At 57.8% G+C, this 16,779-nt stretch carries 14 protein-coding genes; 8 read left to right on the top strand and 6 right to left on the bottom strand.

Going from position 1 to position 16,779, the window contains the following annotated elements:
- Positions 1-18: 18 nt before the first annotated feature.
- Complete coding sequence (locus GFR01_RS07190) at positions 19-606, bottom strand: HPr kinase/phosphorylase (protein WP_099181875.1); 588 nt, start codon at positions 604-606, stop codon at positions 19-21.
- Here GFR01_RS07190 and GFR01_RS07185 point away from each other — a divergent pair, their 5' ends adjacent.
- Both GFR01_RS07185 and GFR01_RS07180 read left to right on the top strand, forming a co-directional pair.
- The gene (locus GFR01_RS07185; RefSeq protein WP_063903236.1) at positions 607-957 is read left to right on the top strand and encodes a hypothetical protein; all 351 of its coding nucleotides are present in this window, start codon (positions 607-609) and stop codon (positions 955-957) included.
- 172 nt (positions 958-1,129) lie between these two features.
- Positions 1,130-1,513 carry a UrcA family protein gene (locus GFR01_RS07180; protein WP_099181874.1) on the top strand — a complete coding sequence of 128 codons (384 nt, stop codon included), beginning with the start codon at positions 1,130-1,132 and terminating at the stop codon, positions 1,511-1,513.
- Positions 1,514-1,667: 154 nt separating this feature from the next.
- On the opposite strand, the gene GFR01_RS07175 is transcribed toward GFR01_RS07180, so the two are convergent.
- Both GFR01_RS07175 and GFR01_RS07170 read right to left on the bottom strand, forming a co-directional pair.
- Positions 1,668-3,482: a stimulus-sensing domain-containing protein gene (locus GFR01_RS07175; RefSeq protein WP_099181873.1), complete on the bottom strand. Its 1,815-nt coding sequence runs from the start codon at positions 3,480-3,482 to the stop codon at positions 1,668-1,670.
- 34 nt (positions 3,483-3,516) lie between these two features.
- Positions 3,517-4,287 (bottom strand): response regulator transcription factor, encoded by a 771-nt coding sequence (locus GFR01_RS07170; RefSeq protein ID WP_063903239.1) that lies wholly within the window; start codon positions 4,285-4,287, stop codon positions 3,517-3,519.
- Between the two features lie 184 nt (positions 4,288-4,471).
- Here GFR01_RS07170 and GFR01_RS07165 point away from each other — a divergent pair, with 184 nt between their 5' ends.
- From GFR01_RS07165 to infC, 5 genes are all read left to right on the top strand, one after another.
- Complete coding sequence (locus tag GFR01_RS07165; RefSeq protein WP_099181872.1) at positions 4,472-5,101, top strand: nucleotide exchange factor GrpE; 630 nt, start codon at positions 4,472-4,474, stop codon at positions 5,099-5,101.
- Positions 5,102-5,197: 96 nt separating this feature from the next.
- The gene (locus GFR01_RS07160) at positions 5,198-6,106 is read left to right on the top strand and encodes a glycosyltransferase family 9 protein (protein ID WP_099181871.1); all 909 of its coding nucleotides are present in this window, start codon (positions 5,198-5,200) and stop codon (positions 6,104-6,106) included.
- Positions 6,103-7,188, top strand: a complete 1,086-nt coding sequence (locus GFR01_RS07155; protein WP_099181870.1) for a glycosyltransferase family 2 protein — start codon at positions 6,103-6,105, stop codon at positions 7,186-7,188. Before GFR01_RS07160 ends, GFR01_RS07155 begins: the two co-directional genes overlap by 4 nt.
- A gap of 111 nt (positions 7,189-7,299) precedes the next feature.
- Positions 7,300-9,243, top strand: coding sequence for a threonine--tRNA ligase (gene thrS, locus GFR01_RS07150; protein WP_099181869.1), 1,944 nt, complete (start codon positions 7,300-7,302; stop codon positions 9,241-9,243).
- A 154-nt stretch (positions 9,244-9,397) separates the two neighbouring features.
- Positions 9,398-9,919: a translation initiation factor IF-3 gene (gene infC, locus GFR01_RS07145; RefSeq protein WP_007281714.1), complete on the top strand. Its 522-nt coding sequence runs from the start codon at positions 9,398-9,400 to the stop codon at positions 9,917-9,919.
- A gap of 70 nt (positions 9,920-9,989) precedes the next feature.
- Here the strand turns inward: infC and GFR01_RS07140 are convergent, their stop codons facing one another.
- A complete protein-coding gene (locus GFR01_RS07140) occupies positions 9,990-11,540 on the bottom strand; it encodes a tetratricopeptide repeat protein (RefSeq protein WP_099182128.1) in 1,551 nt (516 codons plus the stop codon).
- Between the two features lie 232 nt (positions 11,541-11,772).
- On the opposite strand from GFR01_RS07140, the gene putA reads away from it, so the two are divergent.
- Positions 11,773-15,429 carry a bifunctional proline dehydrogenase/L-glutamate gamma-semialdehyde dehydrogenase PutA gene (gene putA, locus GFR01_RS07135; RefSeq protein ID WP_099181868.1) on the top strand — a complete coding sequence of 1,219 codons (3,657 nt, stop codon included), beginning with the start codon at positions 11,773-11,775 and terminating at the stop codon, positions 15,427-15,429.
- A gap of 5 nt (positions 15,430-15,434) precedes the next feature.
- Here putA and GFR01_RS07130 read toward each other — a convergent pair whose 3' ends face one another.
- Positions 15,435-16,340, bottom strand: coding sequence for a hypothetical protein (locus GFR01_RS07130; protein ID WP_099181867.1), 906 nt, complete (start codon positions 16,338-16,340; stop codon positions 15,435-15,437).
- A gap of 81 nt (positions 16,341-16,421) precedes the next feature.
- Positions 16,422-16,778: a thiol-disulfide oxidoreductase DCC family protein gene (locus GFR01_RS07125; RefSeq protein ID WP_099182127.1), complete on the bottom strand. Its 357-nt coding sequence runs from the start codon at positions 16,776-16,778 to the stop codon at positions 16,422-16,424.
- Position 16,779 lies beyond the last annotated feature (1 nt).

Below are 16,779 nucleotides of genomic sequence, written 5' to 3'. Positions count from 1 at the left end.
AGGAACTATTTCGCCACTTCAGAGTCCCGCCACATCGGCGCCCGCTCCGACGCACCATTGATACTCGCCACAACAGGCCTTGAAGGCCGCGACGACACGAGACAAATCTCCCGGAAAACTGCCGTTCAGATAGAGAATGACTGCGCCTGTTTTCTCGTCTCGTTCAGAAGCTGGCAGGCGTTCGCCAGCCTCCCCCAGAAAGACCTTCAGAATCACTCGCGCATTCGTGACAAAGGATGTCTTAAGTAGTCCTACACCCCGCACTTCAAGCAAACCGGCCAGTTCCGGTGGAGGGCCAGCGTAAGGACCCTTCATCACCACGCGGTCATCCGACACAAGAGAGAAACCTGCTTCGATCAGTTGCAGCGCAAGGATCGATTTCCCTGCGCCGGAAGGGCCACACAGCAGAATGGCTTTTCCATCCCGCGCGACACAGGAGGCATGAAAATTTTCGCTATCGGGAAACCGTTGCCGAGATGACACGGATTGCGACCCTTCCAAGTCCGGTTTAGAACCCTGTGCAACGGATTGCGCTGCATCGCCGTCAGCGCCTTTGTCCGGAGAGGGATTTGCACCTTCTGACGACGGATCGGGAATACGGATCATATGGGCGAACTTTCCAGACACGAGACTGTCACTGTCCACGGCGACGAAGTGACATGCACGGACTTTAACGGTCTTGGACCATTGGGCGAACGGCCACAGCGCCTTTCGGAAGAATGTCAGGCTGCGCTGGAGGCCATTTCAGAAGAACTGGCAAAACACGGACTGACCCTGAACCAGACCCGACATGTTGCTGCGATGCTTCGTGAAGGCGATGGCTTCAGCCAGTGCCAGAGCGCACTCGGAGAAGCTCTTGCTGCTGCACGACCAGCTCTGACTCTGCGGATCGTTCAGGGATTTCCTCAGGCTAATCAGCGTATCGCCCTAAGCCTCATTGCCAGCCCATCTCCATAAATGGAAAATATCACCAGATATCGGTGAAATTTGTCATTTTCTCATTTATTTTCTTGGAAATGCATTTTCAGGCTAGAAAAAACATCGAGAAAAACAGGTTTGGCACGCCTTCTGCATAACGATTTGCAGGCGACATGATCGCCGCATCTTTTCAAGCAGAAAGGCTTCCGCCATGTTTCGCACCGTCCTTCCCGTCTGCAGCATTCTTCTCGCGACCCTGACGCTCATACCGACGTCACGCAGCGTTGCAGCTCCGTTTTTTCCGGTTCTTGCTCCGACAACATCCAGCCAGACAGTGAATATTTCGGGGCTTAATCTTGCCAATGAGCACGACTGGCGGATCGCAGCCTCTCGTGTCGATGATGCAGCCCAATCCGTCTGTTCCGTAACCAACCCCATGGATACCGCAACACCAGACGATGTTTCATCCTGCGCCCAGACTGCACGGCAGGATGCTCTTCGTACATTGCGCGACGTCCGTGCAGACCAACTGAACAACCATCGGATCGGCCACGTTCTGCTCGCAGCCCGGCCAGTTGCATCCCCCCATGGTTAAGGACTGCATCTCCCCTCTGTGCATCCTGACGCTGGCCATTCCTTTTGCCGCTACACTCCTGTTTCAGGAAACCGGAGACAAACAGACGGCCAGCATTCCAGTCAGTGGATTTGAAACACGGCACAGAATGCCGCAGGATAATTCACTGGCCCGCTCAGATTGCTCGGGGAAGACGGACGACAAAGCAGGCCCCGGAAATTGCACCGGAAGCGTCGAGAATGTTCTCGGCAAACAGGCTTCCACGCAACGCGTGAATGATTTGACGACTGATGGCCAGACCCAACCCGGAATGCTGACCGAAATGCTCGGTCTGCGGCCGCTCTGAGTAAAAGCGGTCAAAGATGCTTTCGAGCTTTCCTGGCGGAATCCCTGGCCCTTGGTCACTGATGGTGATTTCCACCACGCTACCTGTTCCGGGACCGTTGCCCGCAATGTCCCGTGCGCTGGCATGCAGAGCAATCACGCCATGGGGCGGCGAAAACGAAACAGCGTTGCCGATGAGATTGCGCAGAACCTGAACCAGTCGGTCTTCCACAGCAAAAGCCCGAAGTGGCGGCTCTTGGTCACGGACATCAAGACGCAGGATCGGAGCATCCTCCTTGCGTGTCGTCTGATGCATTTCCGCTAGAATGGAGAGAAGTGCCACAACAGAGACAGGCTCCGGCCGAACGCGGGACAGTTCGGCGTCAATGCGGCTGGCATCCGAAATATCGGTAATCAGTCGATCCAGGCGCTTCACGTCACTGTTAATAATCCCAAGCAGACGATCACGCCGTTCGGGAATCGCGATTCTAGGAAGCGTTTCAATCGCCGAGCGGATCGACGACAGCGGGTTTTTGATCTCATGACTGACATCAGCAGCAAACCGCTCGATATCGTCCATGCGAGCCCAGAGCGCGAGCGCGCTGCCACGCAGGGAACGTGCCAGAACGCCAATTTCATCCCGTCGGGCCAACAGACGCTCCGGAACCAGATCCTTGCGACCGTCCGATTCCCGCATTTCATGGGACGCCCGCGCCAGTGTCAGCAACGGACGCGCAATGGTGAGAGACAGGTACCAGGAGAGCAGGATGGTAACGACGAGCGCCGCCAGCACCAGCGACAGAATGGACGAGCGGACCGCGAACAACGACCGATCCACTTCCGGTGCATGCCGCGTCAGTTGAATCTCGCCCACCGTCAGACCTTCATGCACGACGGGCTCAACAACCGTGACCACGAGCTGATGGTCTTTCGTGCGGCGGATGAAGGGGGGAAGCTCCGACTGAGCCCGTAAGGGCTGGGCATCATGCGGGCCATCTGTCGCTGAATCTGGCGTATCCAGCGTCACGACCCCCTCGCTGGACGTCAGCGGCAGCAGGGACAGTAGCCAGTCATAAAAGCTTTCCAGCGCGTTATTGCGTGGTGGATGCCATGGCAGTCCATCCGTCGCAGCATCTGGTACGATGGCTTTTGGGGGATGCCGGGGCTCCGTCCGGCTATCTGCCACGAGCTTTCCGTCTGGGTCGAACAGCAGGGCATGAGCGTTCGGACTTGGCTCGGTCAGACGTGCCAGCAAGGGACGAGCCTGCGAGGGGTCCAGCACGAACTCTCCGCCCGGAGCAGGCTTCCCAGCCACCTTGGGTGCCGCAACGACGGCTGACTGACCGACAGCGGCGGCGTAGATATGTGCCTGCTCGCGCAGGGCGTTGACGTCCGTCTCCAGCAGGCTGTTCTGAAACTGATCCAGGAACAGAAGCGTCACCGCCAGCAGAGCCAGCGGAAGGATATTCAGAAGAAGAATTCGACCAAGCAGTGGAGAGGCAAGTTTCCGCCGTGGATCGGGCGGCCCTTTCCTCACAAACAGCCTTTGCAGGGAGGACAGCAGCCCGCGTCGCGCGGCAGCCGCATGACGACGGTCCCGCCCCTGCTCAAGACGGTCCGAATCAAGATCATAAGCCAGAGCGGAGGACGGATCGGCGTTACCCACGCGGCTTTTCTTCCCGGCAAAAGGTCACGCTGCGTCACTCATCCCGGTAACGGTACCCGATGCCATAGAGGGTTTCGATCTGGTTGAAGCTGTCATCCACCTGACGGAATTTTTTGCGAACACGCTTGATGTGACTGTCGATCGTTCGGTCATCGACGTAGATGTTGTCTCCGTAAGCCGCATCAATAAGCTGGTCCCGGGACTTCACCATTCCCGGACGCATGGCCAGAGCCTTGACCAGCAGGAACTCTGTCACCGTCAGGGCAATATCCTGCCCACCCCAGAGACACTGGTGACGGGTTTCATCAAGCGACAACTGCCCGCGAACGATAGCTGAACCCGTTGCCGTCACGCCGGAGGCTTCCGCACGGCTTGCATCCTGACGGCGCAACAACGCGCGAATGCGCTCGATGAGCAGGCGCTGGGAGAACGGCTTGGTGATGTAATCATCCGCGCCAAGGCGCAGACCCATGAGCTGATCAAGTTCCTCGTCTTTCGACGTCAGGAAAATGACAGGCAGGTTAGACCGGGCACGGAGGCGCTGGAGAAGCTCCATACCGTCCATGCGTGGCATCTTCACATCCAGTACAGCAAGGCTGACCGGGCGGCTGATGATTCCCTGAAGGGCACTTTCACCATCCGTATAGGTGTGAACGGTGAAGCCCTCGGATTCGAGGGTCATCTGGACGGAAGCAAGAATGTTCCGGTCATCATCCACCAGCGCAATAATCGGCGTCGAAGCGGCGCCAGACGGGGTCTGGTTGCTGGCCGACTGTGGCGCGTAGGGAGTGTGTGGCGTCTCCATATGGGGTCCGTCTGCTGAAATCTGATGCCAGGATTATCTATAACGCATGGCGCACCATGGCAGAAAATAGGCATTTCAATGACATCCTACCACGTTGCAACCCTTGTCTTTGAGACAATCCGCGTTATCTCCTGAAAGAGAACGGGGCCACGGGTTGGCCCGTCCCACAAGATAAGGTCGTGACATGCCAGACCAGAAGACTACGCCGGAAACAGTGAACGACGCGCCTGAGCAGGGCGTCGAGACGCCCGGTATGAACGAAACCGGCGGCGAAACGCTGGAAGAAACCACGCCGGAAGCACGCATCGAGGCTCTTGAAGCCGAAGTTGCTGAGCTCAAGGACCGCTGGGTCCGCTCCGAAGCGGAGAATCAGAATATCCGCGCCCGGGCCAAACGGGATGTAGAAGACGCACGCCAGTACGCCATCCAGAAATTCGCGAAGGACGTGGTCGAAGCTGCTGAAAATCTTCAGCGTGGCCTCGCTTCCCTGCCTGCGAAGACAGACGGTGAAGACACACTCATCACCAAGCTGCGTGAAGGCATTGAAGGCACCGAACGGTCCTTCATCAACATTCTGGAACGCCACGGCATCACCTGCGAAGATCCGACCGGCAAGCCGTTCGATGCCAATCTGCATCAGGCAATGGCCGAGCAACCTTCCGATCAGCATACGCCGGGCCACGTCATGCAGTCCTGGACGCCAGCATGGCTTCTCAAGGGCCGCCTGCTGAAGCCGGCCATGGTCGTGGTCGCCAAGGGTACGCCTGAAGCAGATGCTGCCAAGGCCTCTCCAGGACTCGACACAACCGTCTAATTCCTGGGGTATGATCCTGCCTCAGACAGGATTTCTTTTGCGGAACGTCAGCTCTGGCAGTTGGCGTTCCGTCAGACCCTGCTAGAAATCAGGGTCATGAGTCGTATTCTCGTCATCAAGCTCGGTGCTCTGGGCGATTTCGTTCAGGCTTTCGGGGCCTTTGCTTCCATTCGGGCTGCGTTTCCTGATGCCCGTATCACGCTGCTGACCACTCCGCCTTTTGAGGAGTTTGCCAAAGCAGCGCCGTGGTTCGACGACGTCACGACAGACCAGCGACCGTCCCTGAAGCATCCGATCGCACTACTCCGTCTGTCACGGACGTTGCATGGCTTCGATCGTATTTTCGATCTTCAGACGTCCGGCCGCTCAAAAACCTATTTTCGACTGGCGGGTAAACCAAGAAACTGGTCCGGCATTTCCAGTGGCTGCTGCCACCCCCACGCCAATCCGTCCCGTAACGATATGCACACGCTCGCACGCCTGGATGACCAGCTTCGTGCCGCGGGTGTGCCACCTCTTCCACGCACTATACCCGATTGGCTTCGAGGGCATGGGCCGAAAATTCAAGGCCGATATGTCGTTCTGGTGCCAGGCGCGGCACCACATCGCCCCCAGAAACGCTGGCCTGTCACACGCTTTGCCGAAGTGGCCCACACCTTGTTCAGCCGCGGAATCACCCCCATCATTGCGGGAAGCGCGACCGAAACACCTCTTGCCGAGCAGCTCCGTAGCCTTTGCCCACAGGCCATAGACCTTACGGGAAAAACTAGCCTGATCGAGTTGGCTGGCGTGCTGGATCGGGCAGAGCAGGTCATCGGAAACGATACCGGACCGATGCACCTCGCAGCCGCAATGGACAGGCCGATCATCGCTCTGTTCTCCGTGGACAGTGACCCACGCCTGACTGCACCGCTGGCGCTGACACCGGGGAAGACGACCATTCTGGACGTTCCGGACCTCGCGTTGTTGCCTGCCTCGCGGATAGAGGCTCTACTCCCTGCATGACAGTTATCCGTTGCGTCACGATGCAGAAAAACGAGGCCACGCTTCTTGAGCCGTGGATCCTCTGGCATGGGGCTATTTTCGGTCTCTCCAACCTGACAGTTGTCGACAACGGCTCTACCGACCCCCACGTCAAGGATGTGCAGAAGCGCTACGAGGCGCAGGGCGTTCAGGTCATTCGGAAATATCGGTCTCACAAAGATTTCCTTCGTAAGGGAGAAATCTTCGCAGAAATCATTCGCGGCTGGGATGCAGAGAATGCCTGCGATTTCGCCCTTCCCATGGATTGCGATGAATTCCTGGCCTTCTTTCTGGATCGGCTGTCGGTTGATCCTGCTGAAATCCGGGCGCAGTTCGAGCTTCTGAAAGACGAACAGGCGACCCTGATTACGGACAGACTTCTTCTCAACGTACCGGACGCACCGGACTATTACCGCCCCCAGTCCGTCCCTCGCGCCCTGTTCCGTGCACATACGATTGTTGGCCTGGATCGTGGACTGCACGCGCCACAGACCATCTATCGGGAACGCTGCGTCCGGACGCCTTTCATACATATTCATCTGCATAACCGTCCGGATTATGAAGAAATCCGGCGTTTTGCACGGCAGAAGCTGTCCCATATTGCGGGTGCCATTCCTGGTGAAACACCAAAGGCAGGCCAGATCACACCGCAAAACCCCAAAGAGGGATATCATCTTCGGTATTATTTTCAGGCAAGCCGTGAAGACTTTCTTCGGAGCTACCTGCACACGCCCGACATTTATGCACCCGTCATCGCCGAGCATTTCAAAGCGCTGGGCGTAGATCCTGCTGTTCTTCTAGGCGACACTCCCGTTCCGCAGCTGCCAGTACATGTGCCGCAAAATTTTTTGGCGCATCGCCGGCTCCAGGATGGCTCACAGCACGAATACGTTCTGTTTGATCCGCTGTTCTATGCCCATGAAAACGCAGATGTGGTGAAAGATGCGTTCTACGGCATCTGGCCCCTGATCCACTATATGGACGCTGGATGGCGCGAGGGCCGCCTTCCGAATGGGGCCGGACTGGCGCCTTTTACCCTTCAGACAGCGACTAACGACCGATAAATCCGCCTTCCCGCCGGTGCAGGGCTTGCGGCCCATGCCGGATTGGGGCCATTTACGCGTGTCTTTTTCCCGGCAGAGGGCTGCCGGGAGCCATCGCAGAGGAGCGATCCCATGCCCGCCATCACACTCCCCGACGGAAGCGTCCGCACGTTCGACGGGACCGTGACGGGCACGACTATCGCCGCCTCCATCGGTCCGGGGCTGGCAAAAGCCGCCCTGGCCATGGAGGTGAACGGCAAGCTCGTCGATCTCGCAACCGAGATTACGGACGATGCGGCCGTCAAGTTCGTCACGAAGAAGGACGACGCCTCTCTTGAGATGATCCGCCATGACGCCGCCCATGTTCTGGCCGAAGCTGTGCAGTCGCTCTGGCCGGAAACACAGGTCACGATTGGCCCGAGCATCAAGGACGGCTTCTATTACGACTTCTCCCGCGAGAAGCCATTCACGCCAGATGACTTCGAAGCCATCGAAGCCAGAATGCGAGAGATCGTTGCTGCCAACGCTCCTTTCACCCGTGAAGTGTGGGATCGTGACGAAGCCATCCGCTTCTTCGAAGAGAAGGGTGAGAACTTCAAGGCCGAGCTGATCCGCGATCTGCCGGAAGACGAGCAGATTTCGATCTACCGTCAGGGCGACTGGCTCGATCTCTGCCGCGGTCCGCATCTGCGCGGCACGGCAGACGTCGGAACGGCATTCAAGCTCATGCGCGTGGCCGGTGCCTACTGGCGCGGCGACCATCGCAACCCCATGCTGACCCGTATCTACGGCACGGCCTGGCGCGACAAGAAGGAGCTGGACGCTCATCTGACGCGTCTGGAAGAAGCCGAGAAGCGCGATCATCGCCGCATAGGGCGCGAGATGGACCTCTTTCATATTCAGGAAGAAGCCGTCGGCCAGATCTTCTGGCACCACAAGGGCTGGCGTCTGTACACAGTCCTTCAGGACTACATGCGCCGCGCGCAAGAGCGGAACAATTACGAAGAAGTCCGCACACCGCAGCTCGTGGACCGCGCGCTCTGGGAAGCCTCCGGTCATTGGGACAAGTACCGCGAGAACATGTTCATCGCGCAGGTTGAGGATGAGGACAAAACCCTCGCCCTGAAGCCGATGAACTGCCCGTGCCATGTGCAGATTTTCCGTCATGGCCTGCGGTCCTACCGTGAACTGCCGCTGCGTATGGCAGAGTTCGGCGCGTGCCATCGTTATGAGCCGTCCGGCTCGCTCCATGGCATCATGCGCGTTCGTGGCTTCACGCAGGATGACGCCCACATCTTCTGTACGGACGACCAGATTGCGGATGAAACCGCAAAATTCGTGAAGATGCTGGCCGAGGTTTACACAGATCTGGGCTTCGAGAGCTTCCGTGTGAAGTTTTCGGACCGTCCGGAGACGCGGGCCGGTTCTGACGAGGTCTGGGATCGCGCCGAAGGCTCGCTCAAGAAGGCCTGCGAAATCGCTGGCGTCGAATATGAATACAACCCCGGTGAGGGCGCCTTCTACGGCCCGAAACTGGAGTTCGTCCTGACTGATGCGATCGGTCGTGACTGGCAGTGCGGTACGCTTCAGGTGGACTATGTTCTGCCGGAACGTCTGGATGCGTCCTATATTGGGGAGGACAGCCAGCGTCACCGTCCGGTCATGCTGCACCGCGCTATCCTGGGCAGCTTCGAGCGTTTCATCGGCATTCTGATTGAGCAGTATGCTGGGAAGTTCCCCCTCTGGCTGGCGCCGACACAGGTTGTCGTGGCTTCCATCGTGTCCGACGCGGCGGATTACGCCACTGAAGTTGCCGCAAAACTGAAAGCAGCGGGTCTTCAGGTCGAAACGGACGTCCGCAACGACAAGATCAACGCCAAGATCCGCGAACACAGCCTGGCCCGTGTTCCGGTCATTCTGGTGGTCGGACGTCGCGAGGCAGAGGAGCGGAAGGTCGCCATGCGTCGCCTCGGCGGAGCGCAGCAGGAGATTCTGGGACTCGACGAGGCGGTCAAAACCTTGTCGGCCGAGGCAACTCCGCCAGATATTGCGCGCTTTTCGCAGGATTACGCGTAATCCTCTTGCACCCGGAAGGGTGCGGGACTATGTGCAAAAGGAACGGGATCGGCAAAGACCGCATCCCGCTCTTCTTCGTGAAGGGTGGGGCGTGATGTCCGGGTTGATTTCCGCATGAGAATTACGACAGGAGCTTACCATAGCTAGACCGCCGATGCAGGCCGCGCCCACCCGTGAGGGGCCGCGCGTCAACGAGGAAATCCGTGTTCCGCAGGTTCGTCTGATTGACGAAGAAGGCGAAATGCAAGGCGTCATGACGACCCGGGATGCCCTGATGCGCGCTTTCTCGGTTGGCCTTGACCTGCTGGAAATCAGCCCGACGGCTGTTCCGCCTGTTGTGAAGATTCTGGACTACGGCAAGTTCAAGTACGAACAGCAGAAGAAGAAGAACGAAGCTCGCAAGAAGCAGAAGGTCATCGAGATCAAGGAAGTAAAGGTTCGTCCGGGTACGGGTGAGCATGACTTCCAGACCAAGCTCAAGGCCATCAATTCGTTCCTCGATGACGGCGACAAGGTGAAGGTTTCCCTGCGCTTCAAAGGCCGTGAAATGGCTCACCAGGAGCTTGGTGCCAAGATGATGGAGCGCATTCGTCTCGAGGTTGAAGAAAAGGCCAAGGTCGAACAGATGCCCCGTATGGAAAACCGCCAGATGCTGATGGTCATAGCTCCGCGCTAAGACCGGCGTCCGGTTCGGAATCCAGAAAAAGCAGTCATCTTCGGATGGCTGCTTTTTTTATGTTTCAGGATCAGGTCGGCGCCGATTTTTCCTGACACGAACGGTAGACAGCCATCAGACGATCAAGAGCCACACGCACATCTTCCAGCACACTATCCCAGTCACCTGATCTGTGTTGGCGGAAAATTCGCATTGTCGGGTACCACCCGGTCTGAGTACCGCTTTCTCCCCATCGCCAGCACGCATCTGCTCGGGACAGCATCCACACAGGAAGCCCTAGTCCCCCCGCAAGATGGGCAATGGATGTGTCGACCGTAATCAACAGGTCCACACCGTACAGCCGGGCACCCGTATCCTGAAAATCCAAAATGTCATCTGTGCCATCAATTAGAGGCAGCCCTGTCGTTTCGATCTGATGCCGTGGTATGCCCATCTGAAAACTGACGAAGCGTAGCCCCTCGACCGAAAATAACGGTGCCAGGCTCTCCAGCGCGATGCTTCGGCGCCGATCTGTCTGCGTAGCGCGCGGATCATGCGGTCGAGGATCGCCTCCCCAGACCAGCCCAACAATGAAATCTGGCCGCGCTGGATTTCCCTGCGCCAGACAACGCAATGCATTACCCTGCCGTATGATCTCATCTTCAGGCACTGAAAGATAAGACACGGCACCAACGACATCGGATTCCAGCCCCAGTCGGGCAGGAAGACTCATCATCGGGCAGTGGTAATCGAAGTGCTCTTCAGACGGCACTACAGAAAAAACCCGGTCGACCCCATCCACCCTTTCCATAAGACGCACGAGCGGGACTGGTACCTGCACCACAACACAAGCCCCTCTCGCCACAAGGAGAGATGCAAGCCGAATGAAATGCAAGGTATCGCCATATCCCTGCTCATGATGAACAAGGATGGTCTTGCCCTGAAGATCCTCTCCTTCCCAGACGGGCGCCTCGATATCCGTCCTGACCGTTCGTGAAGACTGCCAGCGCCACTCGTACTCCTGCCATCCTTCTGAAAAAGAACCTGCTTTCAGCAAGGCTGCCGCACGGCCAAAGCGAATGACGGGATGAGACGGAGACTGCAGAAGGGCTGCGTCATAGAATTCGACAGCTTCCGCCGAACGATTGAGACATTGCAGGATATGCCCTGCATTATTAAGCGCATGGAGATCGCCCGGCCGAAGGGCCAGAGCGATACGCACCAGACCCCAGGCCTCTTCAAATCGCCCCAGCCTGGAAAGCACCATACTCAGATCTGTGGCATAGTCAGGAACATCAGGGGCCTGAGACACTGCCTCTTCCAGAGCCTGAAGTGCATCCGGCAAATCACCCGCATGAAGATGCACAATGCCCAGTCGGTGCCAAACACGAGGCACTTCTGGTTTGGATTGAAGGGCTTTCCTGTAGAAAACTGTGGCCTTTCCCCAATATTGGAAACGCTCATACAGGCCGCCTAGAAGAAAAGCGCTTTCAGGACGATCTGGCAGGAGGGTTTCCGCCTCCTGAAGGGCTTCCAGAGCATCCCCTCTCCGCCCGGCATCATCCAGACTGACGGCGGCACGCAGCCGTGCGGTGAATTGATTGGCAGCAGATGAAAAGGGATCGGTGGCAAGGGGGGTCATGCTGGCTCCTACCGCCCCATCTTTAGACATTCCGCCTTAAGAACTTCCTAAAGACTTCACGCTCTCCTGCTGTAATGGGGCATCTTTTTTCCCACCCACGGGCAGTGAAACCAAAATTAAATCCTCTTTAAGGGCAGTCTGCGGATGTCTTGGCGCCCAGGTTGCGTTAGAAGCGCATACTCTCTTCTGAATTAAAGGCCTCCCCGGGCTTTAACCCGCCTGGAATGGACCCATGACCCATCCGACGACAAACCCGGCTTCACGCCCTGCCGCTCCTTTTGCTGAGCTTCTACTCTCCCGCGCGCCGCGTTCCGCTCTGCGGGATTGCATTTCAGCCGCCCATTACCGCTCCGAAGCAGAGTGCATGGACGCTCTGCTTCCAGCCGCAACCCTGACAGCTGAACAGAACCAGCGCGCCAGCCGGATTGCCCATCTCGTCGCACAGACCGTTCGTGAAGCACCCCCGAACGCTATTGAAAGTCTGATGAAGACTTTCCCTCTATCCGGGCCAGAAGGGCAGGCTGTTCTGTGTCTGGCGGAAGCTCTTCTGCGTATTCCAGACTCCAGTACACAGGACGCCCTAGTCCGCTCCCTCGTCGGGCAGGCAGATTGGGCGCGCCATATCAGTAAGCGACAGTCTTCCTTTATAAACTCTGTCGCCCTGAACCTTTCACTCGCATCGCGTCTCAACCAGAGCAAAGGCTTCAGCCTCCGGCGTCTAACGCTCCAGACTTCGGCGCCCATGATCCGTCGTGGACTGGAAAAATCCGTTCGGACTCTTGGGACCAGCTTCATTCTGGGCTCTACGCTGGGGATAGCACTTCGGGCGTCTGCTGCTGGTGAAAAACTGGGCCTGACCTATGCTTACGATCTACAGGTCAATACGGCTCTGACTGCGGAGCAGGCGCTTGATGCTCTGACGGTTTACGAAGATGCACTGGAAGATATCAGCCAACATGCTGGCATTACGGGCGATTTCTCCGAGCGCCCGCTCCTGTGTGTGCGGCTGCCTGCCCTGTCGGCCCGCTTTGGACGTTTCCGCCGCGAACGCATCATGACGGAACTGCTTCCGACCTTGCAGAGACTGGCCATCCGGGCACGACATCTGGATGTCGGTCTGCTGTTTTCCACGGAGGACAGTACCCATCTCGAAACTGCTCTGGATCTGCTGGAAGCACTCTGTGTGCTCCCCGAACTGGGAAGCTGGAACGGCCTAGGCCTGACTGTTCAGACTTATGACCGTCGCGCATCTGCTGTGGTGGCGTTTCTGATTGATCTGGGTCGCCGCACCGGGCGCCGTATTCTTGTCAGGTTGGCCAAAGGAGCCTGCTGGGACTCAGAAATCCGCCAGGCACAGAAAAGCGGTCTGACAGATTTCCCGGTTTTCACCCGCCGGTGCCACACGGATGTCAGCTATATCGCCTGCGCCCGACAGCTTCTGGAAGCGCTGGACGCAAACTACCCGCAGTTTGCCACGCATAATCCCCGCACGATTGGCCATATTCTGGCTCTTGCCGACAAACCCAAGCCGGGGGATTTCGAATTTGCGTGTCTTCAGGGTCTCGGACTGCCTCTGGCTCAGTTTCTTCGTGACAGACAGGGCCTGAATCTCCCCTGCCGCATCCATGCCCCGGTTGGGGAATCCCAGGCTCTTATGCCCGGGCTGATCCGTCAGTTGATGGAAAATGGTCCGGGCTCTTTAGGTCTGCGTCGCAATGAAGATCCGGCGGCGACAATTGAGGCGCTCACGGCTGATCCGGTTGAGGCAACACGCCTGATTCCCCGTACAGAGCGTGCAAGCCGTTCCGTGCGCGCCCCTTCAGACCTGTTCCTGCCGGGACGCCGGAATGCAACGGGTGTTGATCTGTTCAGCGAAAACACCCTGCGAGCGCTTTATGCCGTTCTGGATGGAGACGCCCCCTTCCTGCACGCTACCCCCCTAACGCCCGGTGCTGATATCGGCACCATTCGTTCCCACATGATCTATAATCCGGCTGATCGACATGATCCTGTAGGGGACGTGATTGAAACGGATGGGAAAACCCTTCTTGCTGCTCTGCAATCCGCAGAACAGGCTCTTCCTGTATGGTCAACGAGCAAGGCTGAAGAGCGTATTGCGGCACTGGTCAAGGCGGCAGAACTGATCGAAGCCCACCAGATCGAGTTGATGGCTCTCCTGGTTCGGGAAGCTGGAAAGACACTTCCGGCCGCACAGGATGAAGTGCGCGAGGCGGTCAGTATTCTCCGGTACGATGCGGAACGTCTTCAGGGTCGGGATTATCATCTTCATGCGGCCCCGCTGGGTCTGGTTGCCTGCATCAGCCCCTGGAGCAGCCCTCTGGCCGCTTTCGTTCAGCAGATTTCCGTTTCCCTGGCCGCTGGCAACTGTGTTCTCGCCAAGCCGGCGGAGCAAACGCCATTTATTGCAAGCCGGGCCGTCCAGCTTCTGCATGAGGCGGGCATCCCAACAGACGCCCTGCATCTGTTGCCCGGTGACGGCTCAGTGGGCGAACGCCTTACGACGGATCATCGTATTGATGCTGTGATGTTCACAGGCTCAACGCCCATCGGGAAAGCCGTCTCCCGGCAGATCTTTGACCGTCAGGGCCGGACGGGCACCCCCGTTCCGATCGTGGCGCGCACAGGCGGCCAGAATGCGATGCTGCTAGACAGTTCTGCCCAGCCGGAACAGGTTGTGCAGGATATTCTGACCTCCGCCTTCGACAGTGCGGGGCAGCGCTGCTCCTCACTGCGCATCCTTCTGCTGCAAGAAGACTGTGCGGAAGACATCCTTCATCTTCTGAAAGGTGCCCTTCAGGATCTGGCGATCGGCAATCCCGCACGCCTGTCTACAGATATCGGACCGATCATTTCCGCAGACGCGCGGACTGAAGCGCTGGATCATATTGAACTGATGCGGCGCGCCGGGCGGACCATCTGGTCTCCTGAACTCGGAGAGAACTGCCGTTACGGTCATTTCCTGCCGCCCACCCTGATTGAAATCGGACGCGTGGCCGATATTCCGCATGAAGTGTTCGGCCCCATTCTCCATGTCCGCCGGTTCAGTCGAAGCGAGACGGATGGCGTTATCGATGCTGTCAATTCCATGGGATATGGCCTGACCTTTGGCGTTCATTCCCGCATCCCGGCTACTGTCGAGCGCGCAACACGTCGCATTCAGGCGGGGAACATCTACGTTAACCGTGCCATCACGGGTGCGGTCATTGGCTCGCAGCCGTTTGGTGGATCAGGCCTGTCAGGCTGCGGGCCGAAAGTGGGTGGGCCGTTTGCCCTGCGCCGCATGAGTGCAAGAACTGCCCCCTGGTTTGCACCGCAAGACGCCACACCCGGCCAGATCCCCCGTCATGCACACAGTCTTGTGTCGTTTCTTGAGAGCCGCGACGCCGTTTCGGCGCGACAGATCCGTCAGGACATCGCACACGCCATGACCGGATTTTCCATGGCGCTTCCCGGCCCTTCGGGCGAGACCAATACGCTGACGCTGGCCCCTTGCGGGCCAGTTCTCTGTGCAGGCGAAAGCTGGCCAGCCATTCTGAGAGCCATCGGTATGGCGCTGGGAACCGGGAATCCTGCACTCGTTCTTGGACCGGATCATGCTCTGGACTGGATGCATCGTCTGCCGCAGGGGCTGGCTGATCGTATCCAGCGCGTTGACCCCGGAGCACTGCCCGAATGCGCGGCAATGATCATGGAGCGCCATTCAATGCGTGCCTTACAGGCCGCCTCAACACTGACAGCCCGTGAGGGACGGATCATTCCCGTTTACATGCTGGACTGTCTGCGCCCCGAATGGCTGCTGGAAGAGCGCGTTGTGACCATCAATACCGCTGCTCTCTGCGGGGATCCGACCATGATGGCCCTCTCCTGACCTGATTACGGATGCAGACTGGCGGTAACGTCCGAAGCGATTTTCTGTGTCTCGGACCGACCGTCTTCTGCGCGATCATCCTGATAGAACTCGCGAACCACAGCATCATCCAGATCGCTCATGACGAGATTACCTGGCTGCGGCTTTCTGTGCTTCACGAAGCTGCCCAGGATCGTCTCGGATGTATCGTAGTCTTTGAGCTGAGGATTGGTGAGCGCGACCATTGAGACATACTCGAACAGAGACGGCCAGGAGACGCCTTCCATTTTGGAGAGGTCCACTGTGATGGCCATGTACTTGATGTCTTCGTGCCGGATCGACCCGAGAAACGACGTCATTGGAATTTCACCAATATACAGCGCCGTTGCCCTCCCTCCGCCAAAACGCGCGGGTAAATTCCCGTTCATGAGATGCGTTCCGGTCTGGCCATTGTATTCAATCCCAACATCTGAAAACCAGCGAACCGGATAGTCCTGGCGGATCGCATGCCTGACGTCTGAGGGAGGGAGACGGAAGTTGTCTGCAAAAGCCGCGGAGACGTCGATCCCCTGCATCAAGTAGGGGTCTCGCTCCAGAATATGATTGATCAGATCATCTTCGTGGGTTGTGGCCAGAATGAAGAGCTGCGGGATTGGGCAATGCGCCTTGACCGGAATTCCGTATTTCGCAAACCGGTCTTCCAGATGAGCCTCGAACTGCTTTTCCACATCCGCAGGGAAGCCCACAAACTGTGGGCATACCATCTGATTCCAGCGGGCAATCTGGCGATCCGTCCTTGGCTGGACGATTTCCTCCACCGCGTGACTGGTCTGGTCAGACGTATAGCCTTTCACGACCAGACGCTCCTGCGCCTGAGCGCCAAGGCTTGCGAAGCACAAAAGAGCAAAAGCCGTAGAAACCCAAACCCGCATGAAACATCCCTTTCTGGTGAATCATGTCAAAATATGTCTGAAAATTTCTATCAGCAAAACGGTTCTGAAGGGAAACAGAATTTACCGCTCGATTTTCCGTACAAGGCTCTGAAGCACAGGCCGCACTTTCAGGAAATGGCCATAAAGGAATTCCAACGCCCGAAGGATAAGCGGGAACCGTGCAATTTCGCCTAATGGCCTCAGAACCGGGATGGCACGCCACATGGCCGCAAAGGCGGCAGCGCCACTGTATATCTGGTTCCCTTCTCGTGCATGGAAACGGTTCAGAAGCTCACGTCGATCCAGCGGACAGTCTGCCGTCTCGCTGGTAGCATCAATAAATTGGATGTTTCCACGCCGGTCCAGCCGGCGCATCAGGGCGATTTCTTTCTGGCACAAAGGACAGTTTCCATCGTGCCAGACGGTCAGCCGTGTCACG

Origin of the sequence: Gluconobacter frateurii, assembly GCF_002723955.1 — a bacterium.
Taxonomy (GTDB): domain Bacteria; phylum Pseudomonadota; class Alphaproteobacteria; order Acetobacterales; family Acetobacteraceae; genus Gluconobacter; species Gluconobacter frateurii.
The sequence above is the reverse complement of the archived record's forward strand: the minus strand, read 5'-3'. Positions and strand labels throughout refer to the sequence as shown.

Coding starts and splice junctions, on each gene's coding strand:
- GFR01_RS07190 (WP_099181875.1), bottom strand. CDS start 606: ATGATCCGTATTCCCGATCCGTCGTCAGAAGGTGCAAATCCCTCTCCG.
- GFR01_RS07185 (WP_063903236.1), top strand. CDS start 607: ATGGGCGAACTTTCCAGACACGAGACTGTCACTGTCCACGGCGACGAA.
- GFR01_RS07180 (WP_099181874.1), top strand. CDS start 1,130: ATGTTTCGCACCGTCCTTCCCGTCTGCAGCATTCTTCTCGCGACCCTG.
- GFR01_RS07170 (WP_063903239.1), bottom strand. CDS start 4,287: ATGGAGACGCCACACACTCCCTACGCGCCACAGTCGGCCAGCAACCAG.
- GFR01_RS07165 (WP_099181872.1), top strand. CDS start 4,472: ATGCCAGACCAGAAGACTACGCCGGAAACAGTGAACGACGCGCCTGAG.
- GFR01_RS07160 (WP_099181871.1), top strand. CDS start 5,198: ATGAGTCGTATTCTCGTCATCAAGCTCGGTGCTCTGGGCGATTTCGTT.
- GFR01_RS07155 (WP_099181870.1), top strand. CDS start 6,103: ATGACAGTTATCCGTTGCGTCACGATGCAGAAAAACGAGGCCACGCTT.
- thrS (WP_099181869.1), top strand. CDS start 7,300: ATGCCCGCCATCACACTCCCCGACGGAAGCGTCCGCACGTTCGACGGG.
- infC (WP_007281714.1), top strand. CDS start 9,398: ATGCAGGCCGCGCCCACCCGTGAGGGGCCGCGCGTCAACGAGGAAATC.
- GFR01_RS07140 (WP_099182128.1), bottom strand. CDS start 11,540: ATGACCCCCCTTGCCACCGATCCCTTTTCATCTGCTGCCAATCAATTC.
- putA (WP_099181868.1), top strand. CDS start 11,773: ATGACCCATCCGACGACAAACCCGGCTTCACGCCCTGCCGCTCCTTTT.
- GFR01_RS07130 (WP_099181867.1), bottom strand. CDS start 16,340: ATGCGGGTTTGGGTTTCTACGGCTTTTGCTCTTTTGTGCTTCGCAAGC.